The following is a 16,264-nucleotide window of genomic DNA, read 5'->3' as shown; positions in this document are numbered from 1 at the left end:
GAGACGGGGGCGGTGGGCATGGGCCGGATCTTCACGGTGGTGGCGCCGGACGGCGTACAGCGGGACGTGGCGGTGACGGCCGCCGGGGACACCCCGGTCCGGGCCGTCGCGGAGGCGCTCGGCCATCTGTGCGGGCTGCCGGAGGTGACACATCTGGCGCTGCGCGGCGCGCAGGACGCGCGGGACGTGCCGCTCGACGCGCCCCTTGATGAGTCGCCGCTGCGCGACGGCTGCACGCTCTGGCTGCACCGGCCGCCCGCGCCGCCGGACGCGGCCGGGCCCGACTTCACGTCCCTGCCGCAGGAGCTGCTCACCGCGGGCGCCGACGGCACCCTCATGTTCCGCAGGCCGCCCCGGGTGTTCCCGGCCGGGCCACCACCGGCCGAGGCGGGCGGACAGGGCCGGTTCCGGCTCCGCCGCGCCGCGCGGCGCGCCCGCGAACAGCTCCGGGCCCAGGCCGCGTACCTGGCCCCGGGGCCAGCCGACATCCTCGCCGGGGCCTACGGCGAGACGGCCCGCCTGTGGGAGCGCCGCGTCACCGACAGCGACCACCTGCGCCTGCGCATCGGCGTCGACGACGTCGGGGCGTACCCGGTCCCCGTGCTCGTCGACCTGCCGGCCGCGGGCATCCTCGGCGTCGCCGGACCCACCCCCGTGACCCGGCGCATCGGGGCGTGGCTGATCGCGCAGGTGGCGCTGTTGCACAGCCCGGCCGACGTGGGGGTGCGGGTGTTCACGACGCCCCCCGGGGCGGCCGACTGGCGGTTCGCCCGCTGGCTGCCGTGCCTGCGCTCGTACGACGGGGAGAGCCGGCCGCGGATCAGCACCGACTACGCCGGGCACCTGCGGCAGGTCTCCGAGGCGCTGACGACGCTGCGCGAGCGGCAGAGCAGGCCGCTGCCGCCGACCGACGGCAGCCGCCGCAGCCTGGTGCTCGTCCTCGACGGGGCCCGGCCCCTCATCTCGCTGCCCGGGGTGTCGCAACTGCTGCGCGAGGGGCCGGCCGCCGGGATCCTCACCGTCTGCCTGGCGCCGGACGTGCGGTCGCTGCCGCAGCAGTGCGCGGCGGTCGTCGAGGCCGAACAGCTTCCGCCGCACTCCCCCGGCTCCACCGCCTTCACCCTGTACTCAGGGGGCGGCACCGAGCTGACGGGCATCGCCGACACCGTCTCCGACGACTGGCTCGACCGGACGGCGCGTGCCGTCGCCCCGCTGCGCGACGCCTCCGCCGACGATCTGCGCCCGCGCCCGCACCGCCTCCTGGACCTGCTCGGCCTCGGCACGCCCGACCCGCACGAGATCGTGGCGCGCTGGGAGGCGTCGCCGCGCGGCACGGAGGCGCTGATCGGGCGGTCCACGCCGACCCCCGTCGCGCTCGACCTGCTGCGGGACGGGCCGCACGCCTTGGTCGCGGGCACCACCGGGTCCGGCAAGACGGAGTTCCTGCGCACGTGGGTCGCCTCCCTCGCGGTGGCGAACCGGCCGGACGAGATGACGTTCATGCTCGTCGACCACAAGGGCGGCTCCGCCTTCGGCGACCTGGCCCGCCTCCCGCACACGGTGGCCGTCGTCAACGACGTGGGGCCGGGCCTCGGCGACCGCGTCCTCGACGGGCTCGGCGCCGAACTGCGCCGCCGTGAACGCCGGTTGTTCGAGGCGCGGGTGAAGGACATCCACGAGTACGCGGACCTGCGCGACCGGGGCGGGGAGGGCCCGGAGCCCGCACCACCGCCGCTGCCCCGGCTCGTCATCGTCATGGACGAGTTCGCCTCGCTCGCCCGCGAGGACGCCGACTTCCTGTCCGGGCTGATCGACATCGCCCGGCGCGGCCGCTCCCTCGGCATCCATCTGGTCTGCGCCACCCAGCGGCCCTCGGGCGTGGTCAGCGCGGAGATCCGGGCCCTGACCAATCTGCGGGTCGCGCTGCGCCTGCTCGACGCGGGCGAGAGCATGGACGTCATCGACGCGCCGGACGCCGCCCAGCTGAGCGCGTCCTCGCCCGGGGTCGCCCTGATCAGGACCGGCACCTTCGACCCGCTGCTCGTACAGACGGCCCGCGTCGGCGGCCTGCACCGGCCCGCGGGCCGCGAGGCCGTCGTCGTACGGGAGATCACGCCCTACGGGTCCCAGCCGCGCCACCCGCTGACCGTGCGGGCCGAACCGGACTCGGTCGGCACGACGGACCTCGCGCTGCTCGTGGACGCCCTGTGCGAGGCGACGGAGCTGCTCGCCGTCGAACCGCCGCCGACACCGCTGCCGCCGCCCCTGAAGGAGGTCCTGCCGCTCACCGACATCCAGCCGCCCCTGCGCGTCGGCCCGGGTCTCGCGCCGCTCGCCTTCGGCCTGGAGGACGCGCCGGAGGAGCAGACGCAGCGCCCGGCCATCCTCGACCTCGCGCGCGACGGCAACCTGCGGATCGTCGGCGCGCCCCGCACCGGCCGCTCCCAGTTCCTGCGCACCCTCGCGGCGGCGGTCGCCCGCCAGCACAGCACCGCAGACATCCACGTGTACGGCATCGACTGCGGCGACGGCGCGCTCCAGGCGCTCACCGAACTCCCGCACTGCGGCACGGTCGTGCACCTGGGCCGCCCCGACCACATGGTGCGGCTGCTCGGCATGCTCACCGCCACCGTGCGCCGGCGTCAGGAGCTGCTTTCGCACGGCGGGTTCGCCGACATCGGCGCCCAGCGCCAGTCCGTCGCCGGGCCGCGCCGGATGCACTACCTCCTCGTCCTCCTCGACGGCTGGGAGGAGTTCCTGACCAGCATGGGCTCCACCGACGGCGGCGGCGCCGTCGACGACCTGTACGCCGTGCTGCGCAGCGGCCCGCAGGTCGGCGTGTGCACGGTCCTCGCGGGCGGCGCCCAGATCCTCAGCACGCGGCGCCTGGTCTCGCTGACCGAGCGGCTCCTCGTCCTGCGGCTGCCCGCCCCCGACTGGTACGCCAACGTGGGGCTCCCCCGGCGCCGCTTCCCCGAGGTGCAGCCCGCCGGGCGGGCGCTCAGCGCGGAGAGCGGGCGGCTGCTGCAGATCGCGACGCTGCCGGGGCCCACGACGCGCCAGGGCCAGACCGACGCGCTCGCCCGGTACGCGGCCGAGGCGCGCGCCCGCGACCCCGAACTCCAGGGCAGCCAGCGCCCGTTCCGCATCGAGGACCTGCCGCTGGTGGCCGACCAGTTCCACGTCGGCACCGGCAAGGGCCGCCCCGTGGGCCGGGAGGCGGAGCTGGCCTGGCTGCGCGACCGGCACGCCACCGGCGCCTCCGTCGCCCTGCTCGGTCCGCGCCGGGCGGGCAAGACCTGGGTCCTCGAGGAGCTGTGGCGGCGGCTGCGCGCGGACGGCGCCACCGCCGTCCAGCCGATCCTGGTGCTGCCCTCCAGCGGTCAGGTCGACACCCCGGACGCCCTGGCCCACCTCCTCGACCGCAGGCTCTCGGGGCCGGGCGCCGCCCAGCGGCTCATCAACAAGGTGGGCCGCCGCTCGGGCTCCGACCGGATGGCGTTCCTCCTCGACGAGATCGGCCGGCTCGTCAACTACGACCCCGGTGTCGTCTCCTGGCTGCGCGACCTCGGGCAGGCCGGGGCCTGGTTCGTCTACACCGGCACCCAGAAGGACTGGCACCGGGTGGTGCGCTGGGCGCTCACCGCGCCGGGCTCCAGCTTCGGCAACGACGTCAACGCGCGCGTCCTCGGCCCCCTCGACGACCAGGCCGCCCTGAAGTTCCTCACCGGCACCGCCGAGAACCTCGGCGTGAACATCGCCCCCGACCGCACCGGGCAGGCCGTCCTCGACCTCGTCGGCACCTGGCCGTTCTACCTCCAGGTCGTCGGCGACGCCCTGGTCCGCGCCGCGCAGGACAACGAGGTCCGTCCGCTCACCGACGACCGGGCCCTCGCCGACCTCGTCGAGCAGCGCCTCATCGTTGAGTGGGACCACCACTTCCGGGCGCGCTGGGAGGAGATCGGCCCCGCCGGGCGCGCCGCGCTCCTCGCCGACCCCGGCGCCGTCCCGGTCGACCCGTCCCGCGCCCAGCGCAACGACCTGCGCGAGGTCGGCCTGTTGCGCCACAACAACCGGTGGCTGGCCGACCGCCCGTTCCTCGACTGGATCGGCCACAGCGAGAGCTCGCTGCGCGACGAGGAGTCGCGGCCGTGACCCGCGCACCCGCCCCCACCACGTCTCCCCGGGAATGACGCCCATGAGCGACTTCTGGCCCAGCCAGGCCTACCGCCACGACCTCGACATCCGCTTCGCCGACGGCGCCGTCCCGGCGTGGGCGCGCCCGCTGGTGGAGGGCCGCCAGCCCAACAGCACCGCGTGGGTGGCCGTCATGGCGCGGCGGGCCGGGAAGAGCTGGCTGGCGCAGGCCGCCGAGCGGGCGGGCGCGGCGCCGGGCGGGGCGCGCCGCATCGACCTGCGCTCCGGCGAGGCGGCGGTCCGCAGGGCCGGCCTCGGCTGTCTCATCGGCCGCCGCTCGACGCCGGCGCGCGCCCCGGGCACGGTGCTGTTCGTCGACGAGCCCGCCCTGTCGGCGCCGGGCGGCCGGGGCGTCGACCCGGCCGTGCTCGCCGCCGGGCTGGCCCAGGTGCGGGAGGCGGGCATCGTCCCCGTCGTCCTCGCGACCCCGGCCGAGCACGAGCTGCTGGGACCGTATCTGGGCGCCGACCATCCCAAGGACGTCGTACGGCCGCCCGTGCTGTCGGCCGAGGAGTGCGCGCGGATGGCGGGGCGTGCCCCGGAGTGGGCGCCCGGCGTGGTGGAGCTGCTCCGTGACTCCTTCCCCGGCTGGCTCCAGACCCCGTTCCTTCTCGAACTCGCGCTGTACTTGGCCGAGTTGGAGCCGGAGCTGCGGACGGACGCCGAAGCGCTCGACCGGGCGGCCTGCGAGGCGGCCGTGGAGCAGCACGCCTACATCGACCAGTGGTTCCACGACGGCACCTCGGCGGCGGGCCGTGCGCTGCTTCGCGCCCACCGCTGGCGCGGCTCGGGCCTGACGGTGACGGAGCCGGAGGGCCGGAGCGAGATCAGGGCCGAGCAGCCGCGCCCCGGCGCCGCCGACCCGGCCGCCGACCCCGTCCTCGCCCGCCACCTGCCCGAGGTGCTCCGCATCCACCATGTGTCGGATCTGCACCACGGCGGCAGCCTGCGCTCCAACGTCGACGCCAAGGACGTCACCGAGGCGGGCCGCAGGCTGGCCGATCTCGCGGGCGCCGGGTCACCGATGGACAGCTACCTGGAGCATCTGCGCCGCCTCGGTGAGCTCGGCCGCGCCCCGCACCTCCTGGTCGTCACCGGCGATCTCGTCAACCGGCCGCACGACGCGTTCGGCACGGTCGCGCTCAACTGGCTGCGCAAGGCGGGCAAGAGCCTCGCGGACCATCCGGACCTGCGCCGGGACGATCCGCGGATCCTGCTCGTCGGCGGCAACCACGACGTGTCCTGGGACCTGACCCTCGATCCGCGGCCCGGCGCGCGGCACGAGTGGTTCGCGCGGACCTTCGCCGAGTTCCCCCACCCCGATCTGCACGAGCCCCGCCACGACCGCAGGCGCCTGTACGTGCGCTACCCGGAGGCGGGGCTGCGGATCGCGCTGCTCGGCTCGGCGGAGTCGGGCGGCGAGGCGGCCCGCGACGAGGACCGCGGCAAGCTGGAGACGGCGCAGGAGGAGTTCGCCACCGCGCTCGACGAGAGCGAACTCGCCTCGCTGATACTGGACTTCGAGCGGATCGACCCCGGGGTCGTCTCGCGTGCCGTCCTCGACCGGCTCGCCCCCGACCGGGGCTGGACCACGCTCGCCGCCCTGCACCACCCGCTCTCCCCGGTGCCCGCCGTGGAGATCGCCCCGTACTCGGGCGTCGTCAACGCGGGCCAGGCCAAGCGGGCGCTGGCCGCCGCCGAGACGTCCCTGGTCCTGCACGGCCACACGCACCTGGGGTTCCTCGCCGCCGAGCGGCTGCTCGGCGGCGAGCAGGAGTGGACGACGCGGATCGCCGGGGCGCCCGCGCTCGGCAGCCGCGAGACGGACGAGCACAACGGCTACAACGAGGTGTTCGTGGCCCGCGAGGGCGACGCCCACACGCTCGCCGTGCGCACGGTCCGCCTCGCGGGCGGCCAGTGGGTGCCGGACCGGGCGATCGCGTTCCGGCCGGGCGCCCCGGCCGAACTCCCGCTCTCGGAGCTGTGCCGGGACTGAGCCCCCGCGAGGGAAACACAGGTCAGCGCACGTCCCCGAACTCGCTGAGCACCCCTTCCGGGGCCAGCGCGTTCACGTACCGCCCGGGGCCGTGGTCCTCGAAGGAGTACTTGAACGGCAGGGTGCGGGTCAGCGCGAGCCGCGCCGCGAAGAACGCCAGCGGCGCGACGACCGCGAGCCCCGCGAGGCTGTCCATCTGCGGATAGGGCGGCGCCGGGTCGCGCCGCTCGACCCAGCCGTGCTCCTGGACCCGGCGCGGGGCCGCCGCGAGCCGCCGCAGCCGGTGCACGGGGCTGAGGCCGGCGAGCAGGTCGCCGGGGAGCGAGACGGCCTCGGCCGCCGCGTCGGCCGCCGCCGAGAAGACGGCGTCGACGCCCGTACGGGGCCTGCGGTAGTGGAACTCGCGGCCGAACGGGGCGTACGGGCCGACGGGGCGCGGCGGCAGGGCGGGCACGACGTCGCGGTCGTGGATGTAGCGCAGGAGCCGGTCGCGCAGCAGGTGGGTGCCGTTGCTGTCGGTGGCGCTCTCGCAGGCGCGGGCCAGCTCCGGGCCGCCGAGCATGGGCTGGCCGAAGGTGTAGACGGCGCGCAGACAGCGGGCGATGTGGGCGTAGCGCGGTTCGTGGACAAGGGTGACCGCCATCAGTGCCGCCATGGCCGCGCCGAGGCTGTGCCCGGTGATGTAGAGCGCTTCGAGGCCGCCGCCCCGCGTGCCGTCCTCGCGCGGGTCGACGGACTCGCCGCGCACGGCCCGGTCGAGGGCTTCGAGGACGAGGTAGCGGGTGGCGCGCATGTTGCGGTAGAAGCCCGCGTGCACGGGGTGGCGCACACCGCCGAGGTCGACGCGGAGCGTGTCGGGGTGCACGTCGGCGTCGGTGAGGATGCTGATGATGTCCTCGGGCTGGGTGCCCCGGTAGCAAAGGATCGCGACGCGGCGGTCCTTGTCCTGGATCAGATAGGCGGCCGAGGAGATGTAGAGGGCGTCGACGCGCTGGACGAAGACGCGGCAGCGGTTCTCCTCCAGGCCGAGCCGGGTCGCCATCAGGGCGACGGTACGGGGGTCGGCGCCCTGGTCGAACCCGGCGTAGGCGTACGCGGACAGCGTCGCGAAGGCGTGCGGAAGGACGCCGTCCGGGTCGGGGTGCCCCTTGTCGTCGAGGAGCCGTGCCGGCAGGTCGGGGTAGACGGGGAAGGTCGCCCGGCCCGGTTCGACGAAGGTCGGTTCCTTGAAGGGGCGCAGTTCGGCGAAGGTGGTTCCGTGCTCGGTGATGTCCCGCATGAAGGGCCTCCCTGGACGGGCTGCCGAGCACACCACCGGCGCGACACGCCGTCAAGGCGTCGCTGACCGGCCACCGCCGGGGCGGTCGGGTGGGGCGGAAGGGGAGCGCGCGGCGGACGGTGCGCGGTCCTGGCGGGGCGTGCCGGGCCGGTCGCCGCTGACATGCCCAAATCGCCGCATACGTACGGGAGTTCGTGCTCGGGGCGGGTGCCGAACCATGGCGGGAAGCGGCGCTGCGGTCCATGTCACGGCGCCGATAGCGTCACTGGCTCCTTCCTCCTCCAGGCACGACCTCCCGACGCGACGCACCGCACACGACAGGGACGGCAACCCATGGCCGAGACCGAACGCCACACACCGTACGAGTCGGCACAGTACGAGCGGTACGAGGGCGGCAGCCCCGAGGCCGAGCGCCTCGTCTTCGAACGCCTCGCCCGCGAGATCATGGAGGTGCAGGTCGCGAACCGGCGGGCCAGTGGCGCCCCCCGCCACGAGCGGGCCTTCCACGCGAAGGCCGTGCTCGGTGTGGAGAACGCCCGCCTGCGGTTCACCGACGACCTCCCGGCCGCGCTGCGCGGCGGCTTCGCCCAGCCCGGCGCCGACTATCCGGCGACGGTGCGGCTCTCCAACGCCAGCGGCATGCGCGGCCCCGACGGCTCGCCCGACCTGCACGGGATCGCCGTGCGCGTCCAGGTGACGGGCGACGAGAGCCACGACCTGATGGCGACGAGCTTCCCCGTCTCGCACGCGAGCAACGCCCGCGAGTTCGTGGCGTTCGCCAAGGCGATGGCGGGCGCGCGCACCCCGTTGCAGAAGGCGTTCGGCCTGTTCGTGAAGTTGCCGCTCGCGGTGGGCCTGTCCACGGCGAACCGGATGCGGCGCAACGTCCAGGCGGCGACCCGGCAGAAGGTCACCAGCCTGGCGCGCGAGACGTACTGGAGCCGGGGCGCGCTGCTGTGGGCGGAGGCGGGCCCGGTCCGCTATCTGTTCCGGCCCGCCGCGACCGGCACCGGCGCGCCGCACCCGGACCGCGGCGACCCGGACTTCCTCCACAAGGAGCTGGCGCGGCGCCTGTCCCGGGACGACGTCGCCTTCGACCTGTGCGTGCAGCGGTACGTCGACGAGCGGCGCACGCCCGTCGAGGACGCCGCCGTCGAGTGGGAGGACGCGATCACGCCGCCGATCGTGGTGGCCAGGCTGACGATCCCGCGCCAGGACCTCACGACGGCCGAGGCCGGTTCGGCGGCGCGCCGGGTCGAGGAGCTGTCGTTCAACCCGTGGTACACGACGGACGCCTTCCGCCCGCTCGGCAACATCAACCGGGCGCGCAAGGCCGCCTACCAGGCCAGCAGCGCGCAGCGGCACGACATCCGCTTCACCACGACGGAGCCGGTCAGGAACCGGGTCCTCGACGTGCCGGTCGGCGCGTTCTTCCGCGCTCTGAACCGGGTCGTGCCCTGGCACCGGCTGCCGGTCGACGCGAGCCTGCTCAACCTCGTCTTCCTGCGCAAGGTGCTTCGCCGTCTGAACCTCATCGACACGGACGTGCCCGAGGCGCCGCCGAAGGCCGTGCCCGTGCCGGTCCCCGTCGACGAGCGGCTGCGCACCTCACGCTCGTACGACGGGACGTACAACGATCTGTCCGCGCCGAAGATGGGCGCGGTCGGCGCGGCGTTCGGCCGGAACCTGAAGCCGCAGTACCGGCCCGACCTCTTCGACACCCCGAACCCGGTGACCGTCAGCCGTCAGCTCCTGACCCGGGAGAGCTTCGTGCCGGCGACGTCGCTCAACGTCCTCGCGGCGGCCTGGATCCAGTTCCAGGTCCACGACTGGGTCAACCACCGGCGCTACCCGGAGGGCGGCAAGGTGGTCGAGGTGCCGCTGCCGCCGGGCGGGGGCACGTGGACCAACACGCCGGGCGGGCCGCAGGAGAGCGTGATGCGGTTCGCCGACAACGAGGGCATCGAGGTGCCCGGCGACCAGCCGCCCATCCTCTTCGGCAACACCGCCTCGCACTGGTGGGACGGGTCCGAGGTGTACGGCGGCGACGAGGCGACGGCCCGGCAGCTGCGGGAGCCGGACGGCGGCGCGAAGCTGCTGCTCGACGCCGGGCACCTGCCGATCGACCGCGGCGGCATCCCGCTCACCGGGTTCAAGGACAACTGGTGGATGGGGCTCAGCGCCATGCACACGCTGTTCGCCCGCGAGCACAACGCGGTCTGCGACGCGCTGCGCGCCGAGTACCCGTCGATGAGCGAGGACCGGATCTACCACACGGCCCGGCTCGTCGTCTCCGCGCTCATCGCGAAGATCCACACGGTGGAGTGGACCCCGGCGATCCTCGCGACGAAGGCCATCGACATCGGCCTGCGCACCAACTGGGAGGGCCCGCCGAGGAACTGGCTGAACCAGCTCGGTCTGTGGCTCCTGGAGGCGCACTCCCTCACCGGCATCCCGAAGACGCTCCCCGACCACCACGGCGCGCCGTACTCGCTCACCGAGGACTTCGTGACCGTCTACCGGATGCACCCGCTGATCCCCGACGACTACGAGCTGCGCGAGTTCCACTTCGGGCAGCGTCTGGAGACCGTCGGCTTCCACGACATCCAGGGCGCGGCGGCCGAGAGCCAGATCCGCAAGACGGGCCTCGCGAACACGCTGTACTCCTTCGGCATCGCGCACCCGGGCGCGATCACGCTGCACAACTACCCGAAGGCGCTCCAGCAGTTCCAGCGCGAGGGCGAGATCATCGACCTGTCGGTGGTCGACCTGGTGCGCACCCGCAGGCGTGGCGTGCCGCGCTACAACGACTTCCGGGCCGGCCTGCACAAGGAGCGCATCCGCCGCTTCGAGGACCTGACCCGCGAGCCGGAGACCCTCGCCCGCCTCAAGGAGGTGTACCGGACGGTCGACGAGATCGACACGGTCGTCGGCCTGTTCGCGGAGAACCCGCCGACCGGCTTCGGCTTCTCCGACACCGCGTTCCGGATCTTCATCCTGATGGCGACGCGGCGGCTGCAGAGCGACCGGTTCCTCACCGTCGACTACCGCCCCGAGATCTACACGCCGCTCGGTATCGACTGGGTGGAGAAGGGCGGCATGAAGTCCGTCGTGCTGCGGCACTGCCCGGAGCTTGCGTCCCTGATGCCGCGCGAGGCCAGCGCGTTCGCACCGTGGCGGCCGGTCGCGCCGATCGCCGGGGACAACGGGCACGACGGAGGCTCCGATGACGTCGGTTGACGGCGACACGGGCAGCCGGGGCCTGGACGACCTCCTCGCCCGCCCGTTCCTCCAGACGGTCTGGCGGCGCCGCACCCACCGGGTCTCCCGGGGCGCGTCGGTGCCCGCCGGGTCGATGAGCTACCAGTCGCCGCACGAGGCGCAGCCGCTGACCGAGCTGGAGGAGGCGGTGCTGATCGCGGTCACCGGCTCCACCGGGCTGACCATGCCGGACCGCCCGTTCGAGGACCCGCGCGACGGCAAGCCCATCATGGCCAAGCCGAACCTGACCATGACGGGCCGCACGGCGGGCAGCCCCGACAACGCGCAGGGCACGCACTTCTTCCTCATCAACGACAGCGGTACGTACTTCCTGCGCAAGCTGGACCCGGCGCCACGGGAGCCGTTCGACGCGCCGACGCTCATCGAGCGCGCCCGGCAGGCGAAGGTGAAGATCCTCGACCACCGCCTCGACGTGGCCGAGGGCCTGCGCGACTTCCCGGCCTACCTGGACTCGAACCGCTTCCTGTCCAACCTGCCGGGCACCACCGTCCTCTTCCCGGTCGTCGACCTCTCCCACCAGTACATCAACGCGCTGATGTACCTGCTCACACAGCCGGACGGGGCGCGGCCCACCTTCGTCGACGACCGGAACCTCTACCGTCCGGCGGGCGTGAAGAAATGGACGGAGAACGGGTTCCTGAACAAGGACCTCAAGCTGCCGCTCGGCGCGCTCGGCCCGATGCGCACCCAGATCGAGGCGGACCTCCTCCTGCAGACGGTGATGCTGACGGCGGAGGCGATGGGCCTCGGCGCCTGGATCCACGCCTCGCTCAACCCGCAGATCGCGCTTGGCGACCCGAAGTTCAGCAAGGTGTACGGCCGGATGCTCGGCTTCACGTTCGTCACGCCGCGCTGGCGCCTCGCGGACCTGTGGCGCTGGCACGTCCCGCTGCCCAAGTACGCCACACTGCGCTCCCACCCGGTCGGCCTGACCGACTCGGCGACCGGCGAGCCGCTGATCGCGGCCGCCTGCCCGCCCGCCCACGCCTCGATGTCGGACGCGGTGGACGCCGTCGTCGAGTCGAAGTTCGGCACCGGCGGCACCTACGCCGACAAGGACGTCTTCACCCGCATCTACAAGGAGGACTACGGCCAGCGCTACCTCGCCGAGGCCAGCGAGTACGACGAGCGGGTCATCGACTGCGCCCGCGACGTCTGTACGTACATCCTCGCCACGCACCGCCGCTTCCCCGCGCACACGGACGCCATCCACGTGCCCGGGATCTGGCTCCAGGCGCACCACGTGGAGGGCGAGTACTACGAGCGCTTCTTCACGGGCGGGCTCACCGACGCGCACCGGGCGCACGACACGCTCTGGGACGGCGAACCGATGAGTTGAGAGGGGTCCGGGAGTCACCCTTCACAACACCTGCCATACCGGCCCAGGAGGGTGACCCCGATGTCCGCTCTGCAGGAAGTCCTGACCCCGCACGTCACGAAGGGGCCGGTGCCCGGAGCCGTGGGCCTCGTCGCCCGCGGCGACCGGGCCGAGGTCACGGCCGTCGGCCACGCGGACACCGAGGCCACGACGGCGCTCGCCCGCGACTCGATCTTCCGCGTCGCCTCCCTCACCAAACCGGTCACGGCGGCGGCCGTGATGATCCTGGTGGACGAGGGCCGCCTCGCCCTCGACGCGCCGATCGGCCGCTGGCTGCCCGAGCTGGCCGAGCCCGTGGTCGTACGGGACCCGGCGGGCCCGGTCGACGACGTGGTCCCGGCACACCGCCCCATTACCGTCGAGGACCTGCTCACGTCCCGCGCGGGCTGGGGCTACCCGTCCGACTTCAGCCTCCCCGCGGTGCGGCCGGTCTTCGCGCTGATGGACCCGCACGACCCGCAGCGCCTGCCCGAGCCGGACACCTGGCTGGCGGCGCTCGCCCGCGTCCCGCTGCTCCACCAGCCCGGTGAGGCATGGCTGTACAACACCTGCTCCGACATCCAGGGTGTCCTGATCTCACGGGTCACCGGCCAGTCGCTGCCGGACTTCCTCGCCGAGCGGATCTTCGAGCCCCTCGGCATGCGCGACACCGGCTTCTCGGTCCCGGCCGCGAAACTGCCGCGCTTCACCAACTGCTACATCCCCACGGCCGACGGGGGTGCCGAGCGCGTCGACACCCCCGACGGCCAGTGGAGCAGCCCGCCCGCGTTCCCCTCCGGCGCGGGCGGGCTCGTCTCCACCGCCGACGACCTGTGGGCGTTCGCCCGCATGCTGCTCGCGGACGGCGCCCCCGTGCTCTCGCCCGCGTCCGTGCGCCGGATGACGACCGACCACCTCACCGCAAAGCAGCGCGCGGCCGCCGAGCTGTTCACGCTCGGCGCGGGCTGGGGCTACGGCGGCGCCGTCGACGTCGAGCGCCGCGAGCCGTGGAACGTGCCGGGCCGCTACGGCTGGGTCGGCGGCATGGGCACGGCCGCCCACCTCACCCCGTCGACCGGCACGGTGGAGATCCTGCTGACCCAGCTCTCCCTCACGGGACCGTCCCCGCTGCCGCCGATCATGCGGGACTTCTGGGCGTACGCGGCTCAGTGGTGAGCACCTGAGTCGAGCACCTGGGCCCGGCACTCCCCCGGCGTCCCCCACGCGTCGCGCAGCGCCCGCGCCTTCATCAGCCACAGGCTCAGGTCGTACTCGGCGGTGTACCCGACGGCGCCGTGCAGTTGCAGCGCGGTACGGGCCGCGGTGTACGCCGCCTCGCCCGCGGCGGCCTTGGCGGCGGCGAGGTCGGCGGGGCGCATGGTCACCGCCGCGCCGAACACCAGCGGCCGGGCGAACTCCAGCGCGACGAGGGTGTCGGCGAGCCGGTGCTTGACCGCCTGGAAGGTGCCGACCGCCACCCCGAACTGCGTCCGCCGCCGCACATGGTCCACGGTCCGGTCGAGCAGCGCCCGCCCGGCCCCGAGGGCCTGCGCGGCGGTGGCGAGCCGGGCGAGGGCAGCGGCGTGCGCGGCGGCGTCCCGCACGGACGGTCCGTCCGCCAGCCGCTCACCGCCGGGCAGGGGCCGGGCGTACCGGCGCGCGGGATCGAGCCCGGGGTGCACGGGGCCGTGGCCGGGGGCGAGGCGCAGGGTCCAGGTGTCACCGAGCTCCACGACCAGCAGCCGCTCGGCGGCGTCGGCGTCCAGGACGTAGGGGCCGCTCCCGGGCAGAGCGAGCGTGACGAGGGCTTCCCCGTCCCCGTCCGGGCTGCCGAGGAGACGGGCGCACAGGGCGGCCGCCGCCAGGGACTCGACGTACGGGCCCGGAACGGCATGCCTCCCCAACTGCTCGCAGACCAGCGCCAGTTCCACCGGATACCCCTCCGGGGCGGCCAGGGCGAAGACGCCGAGTGCGGCGACCCGACGCCACAGGGCGCGGCCGGGCGCGAAGTCGCCCCCGGCCCAGGCGCGGGCCGCCGCCGGCACGTCCGACTTGGTGAGCAGCGTGTCGAGCGTGCGGGCGAAGTCACGCTGCTCGGCGTCGAGGAGGAACCGCATCAGCGCCGCCCCTTCGGCAGGCCGAGCAGGCGCTCGGCGATGATGTCGCGCTGGATCTCGTTCGTGCCGGCGTAGAGCGGCCCGGCGAGGGAGAAGACGTACCCCTCGGCCCAGGGGCCGTCCCCCAGACAGCTCGCGCCCGGGTCGAGATCGAGCGCCGTCTCGTGCAGCGCCACGTCCAGCTCCGACCAGAACACCTTGTTCAGGCTGGACTCCGCCCCCATGTCCTCCCCCTCCAGGGCGCGGGAGGCGTGCGCCCAGGTGAACAGTTCATAGGCGCGGGCGCCGATCACGGCGTCGGCGACGCGGTCACGGAGCGCGGTGTCGGCGGGGTCGCCGCCCACCCGCCACTGCCGCGCCAACTCCCGCGCGCCCGCGAGGAACCGGCCCGGCGACCGCAGCGTCAGCCCCCGCTCGTCGCCGGTCGCTGACATCGCGATGCGCCAGCCCTGCCCCGGCTCGCCGATGACGTCGGCGTCGGGCACGAACACGTCGTCGAGGAAGAGTTCCGCGAAGGCGGGCTTCCCGTCGAGGCGCGGGATCGGACGGACGGTGACGCCGGGCGCGCGCAGGTCGAACATGAGGGAGGTGAGGCCGCGGTGCGGCGCGGCGCTCCGCGCCGTGGCGGGGTCGCTGCGGAAGAGTCCGAAGGCGCGGTCCGCGAAGGCCGCCCGGGACGACCACGTCTTCTGGCCGTTGAGCACCCAGCCGCCCGGGACGCGCGCGGCTGTCGACCGCAGGGAGGCCAGGTCCGAACCCGCCTCCGGTTCGGACCACGCCTGCGCCCACACCGTCTCCCCGCGCGCCATGGGCGGCAGGATCCGGTCCCGCTGCTCCTCGGTGCCGTGGTCGAACAGGGTCGGGGCGAGCAGGTGGATGCCGTTCTGCGTGACGCGGCCCGGCGCCCCGGCCGCGTAGTACGCCTCCTCGAACAGCAGCCACCGTACGAGCCCGGCCCCCTGGCCCCCGTACCGCTCGGGCCAGGAGACGACGGACCAGCGGTCGGCGGCCAGTTCGCGCTCCCACGTGCGGTGCGCGGCGAACCCCTCCTCGGTCTCCAGGGAGGGCAGCGGCTCGTCCGGCACGTGCGCGGCGAGCCAGTCGCGCGCTCGTTCCCGGAACGCCGCGTCGTCGGCGCCGATCGTCAGGTCCACCGGGTCCACACCCCCTTCTCACCTAACAACTGTTTGGTAGATTAGCCGCCAGCGCCGACGCCCGTCGACACCGGAGACCGGAGGCACGCGTATGAGCCCGCCGCCGTACGAGCCCGGCCACCGCCTCCTCACCGGCCGCACCGCCGTGGTCACCGCCGCCGCAGGGGCGGGCATCGGCGGCGCGACGGCCCGCCGCTTCCTGGAGGAGGGCGCCCGCGTCGTCGTCGGGGACGCGCACGCGCGGCGGACCGCCGAGACCGTCGAGACGCTGGCCAAGGAGTTCGGCCCGGACCGGGTGACCGGCGCCCCGTGCGACGTCACCGACGAGGACCAGGTGCGGGCCCTGTTCACGCTGGCCGATGAGGCCCACGGCGGCCTGGACGTCGTCGTGAACAACGCGGGGCTCGGCGGCACCGCCGAGCTGACCGAGATGACCGACGAGCAGTGGGCGAAGGTCGTCGACGTGACGCTGACGGGCACGTTCCGCTGCACCCGCGCCGCCCTGCGCCGGATGAAGGCGGCGGGCCGCGGCGGTGTCATCGTCAACAACGCCTCCGTGCTGGGCTGGCGGGCCCAGGCCGGGCAGGCGCACTACGCCGCCGCGAAGGCGGGCGTGATGGCGCTGACGCGCTGCGCCTCCGTCGAGGCGGCGCCCCATGGCGTCCGGGTCAACGCGGTCGCGCCGAGCCTCGCCATGCACCCGCACCTGGCGAAGGTCACCTCGCCGGAGCTGCTCGCCGAGCTGACGTCGCGCGAGGCGTTCGGCCGGTACGCCGAGCCGTGGGAGGTGGCCAACGTGATCGTGTTCCTGGCCAGCGGCTACTCCTCGTACCTGACGGGCGAGGTGCTCTCCGTCAGCGACCGGCACGCATAGCCGTCCCT

At 74.3% G+C, this 16,264-nt stretch carries 9 protein-coding genes; 6 read left to right on the top strand and 3 right to left on the bottom strand.

The genetic code is table 11. The annotated features are described in order from the left end of the window. The first annotated feature begins 18 nt into the window (after nt 1–18). Together ABZ877_RS29935 and ABZ877_RS29930 are read left to right on the top strand one after the other, a co-directional pair. Nucleotides 19–4,155, top strand: coding sequence for an FtsK/SpoIIIE domain-containing protein (locus ABZ877_RS29935; protein ID WP_361077257.1), 4,137 nt, complete (start codon nt 19–21; stop codon nt 4,153–4,155). Nucleotides 4,156–4,198: 43 nt separating this feature from the next. Then, nucleotides 4,199–6,193: a metallophosphoesterase gene (locus ABZ877_RS29930; protein WP_361077254.1), complete on the top strand. Its 1,995-nt coding sequence runs from the start codon at nt 4,199–4,201 to the stop codon at nt 6,191–6,193. A 22-nt stretch (nt 6,194–6,215) separates the two neighbouring features. Here the strand turns inward: ABZ877_RS29930 and ABZ877_RS29925 are convergent, their stop codons facing one another. Then, a complete protein-coding gene (locus ABZ877_RS29925) occupies nt 6,216–7,472 on the bottom strand; it encodes a hypothetical protein (RefSeq protein WP_361077252.1) in 1,257 nt (418 codons plus the stop codon). Between the two features lie 333 nt (nt 7,473–7,805). Here ABZ877_RS29925 and ABZ877_RS29920 point away from each other — a divergent pair, with 333 nt between their 5' ends. The 3 genes from ABZ877_RS29920 to ABZ877_RS29910 are packed head-to-tail and all read left to right on the top strand — an operon-like array spanning nt 7,806 to nt 13,287. Then, complete coding sequence (locus ABZ877_RS29920; protein WP_361077249.1) at nt 7,806–10,712, top strand: peroxidase family protein; 2,907 nt, start codon at nt 7,806–7,808, stop codon at nt 10,710–10,712. Further along, the gene (locus ABZ877_RS29915) at nt 10,699–12,093 is read left to right on the top strand and encodes a hypothetical protein (protein WP_361077246.1); all 1,395 of its coding nucleotides are present in this window, start codon (nt 10,699–10,701) and stop codon (nt 12,091–12,093) included. Before ABZ877_RS29920 ends, ABZ877_RS29915 begins: the two co-directional genes overlap by 14 nt. Before the next feature lie 60 nt (nt 12,094–12,153). Then, on the top strand, nt 12,154–13,287 hold the full coding sequence (locus ABZ877_RS29910) for a serine hydrolase domain-containing protein (protein ID WP_361077243.1): 1,134 nt from the start codon (nt 12,154–12,156) through the stop codon (nt 13,285–13,287). On the opposite strand, the gene ABZ877_RS29905 is transcribed toward ABZ877_RS29910, so the two are convergent. Next, nucleotides 13,278–14,228, bottom strand: a complete 951-nt coding sequence (locus tag ABZ877_RS29905; protein WP_361077240.1) for an acyl-CoA dehydrogenase family protein — start codon at nt 14,226–14,228, stop codon at nt 13,278–13,280. The genes ABZ877_RS29910 and ABZ877_RS29905 overlap by 10 nt on opposite strands. Next, the gene (locus ABZ877_RS29900) at nt 14,228–15,382 is read right to left on the bottom strand and encodes an acyl-CoA dehydrogenase family protein (RefSeq protein ID WP_361077447.1); all 1,155 of its coding nucleotides are present in this window, start codon (nt 15,380–15,382) and stop codon (nt 14,228–14,230) included. The genes ABZ877_RS29905 and ABZ877_RS29900 overlap by 1 nt, the downstream gene beginning before the upstream one ends. Before the next feature lie 91 nt (nt 15,383–15,473). On the opposite strand from ABZ877_RS29900, the gene ABZ877_RS29895 reads away from it, so the two are divergent. After that, nucleotides 15,474–16,256 carry an SDR family oxidoreductase gene (locus ABZ877_RS29895; protein ID WP_361077237.1) on the top strand — a complete coding sequence of 261 codons (783 nt, stop codon included), beginning with the start codon at nt 15,474–15,476 and terminating at the stop codon, nt 16,254–16,256. The last annotated feature ends 8 nt before the right edge of the window (nt 16,257–16,264 follow it).

This window comes from Streptomyces sp. NPDC046939 (genome assembly GCF_040644575.1).
Lineage (GTDB): Bacteria > Actinomycetota > Actinomycetes > Streptomycetales > Streptomycetaceae > Streptomyces.
This window is presented reverse-complemented; position numbering and strand designations above follow the sequence as displayed.

Excerpts from the sequence above, each read along its gene's own strand:
- ABZ877_RS29925 (WP_361077252.1), bottom strand. The coding sequence starts at position 7,472 with ATGCGGGACATCACCGAGCACGGAACCACCTTCGCCGAACTGCGCCCC.
- ABZ877_RS29920 (WP_361077249.1), top strand. The coding sequence starts at position 7,806 with ATGGCCGAGACCGAACGCCACACACCGTACGAGTCGGCACAGTACGAG.
- ABZ877_RS29905 (WP_361077240.1), bottom strand. The coding sequence starts at position 14,228 with ATGCGGTTCCTCCTCGACGCCGAGCAGCGTGACTTCGCCCGCACGCTC.
- ABZ877_RS29930 (WP_361077254.1), top strand. The coding sequence starts at position 4,199 with ATGAGCGACTTCTGGCCCAGCCAGGCCTACCGCCACGACCTCGACATC.
- ABZ877_RS29895 (WP_361077237.1), top strand. The coding sequence starts at position 15,474 with ATGAGCCCGCCGCCGTACGAGCCCGGCCACCGCCTCCTCACCGGCCGC.
- ABZ877_RS29915 (WP_361077246.1), top strand. The coding sequence starts at position 10,699 with ATGACGTCGGTTGACGGCGACACGGGCAGCCGGGGCCTGGACGACCTC.
- ABZ877_RS29935 (WP_361077257.1), top strand. The coding sequence starts at position 19 with ATGGGCCGGATCTTCACGGTGGTGGCGCCGGACGGCGTACAGCGGGAC.
- ABZ877_RS29910 (WP_361077243.1), top strand. The coding sequence starts at position 12,154 with ATGTCCGCTCTGCAGGAAGTCCTGACCCCGCACGTCACGAAGGGGCCG.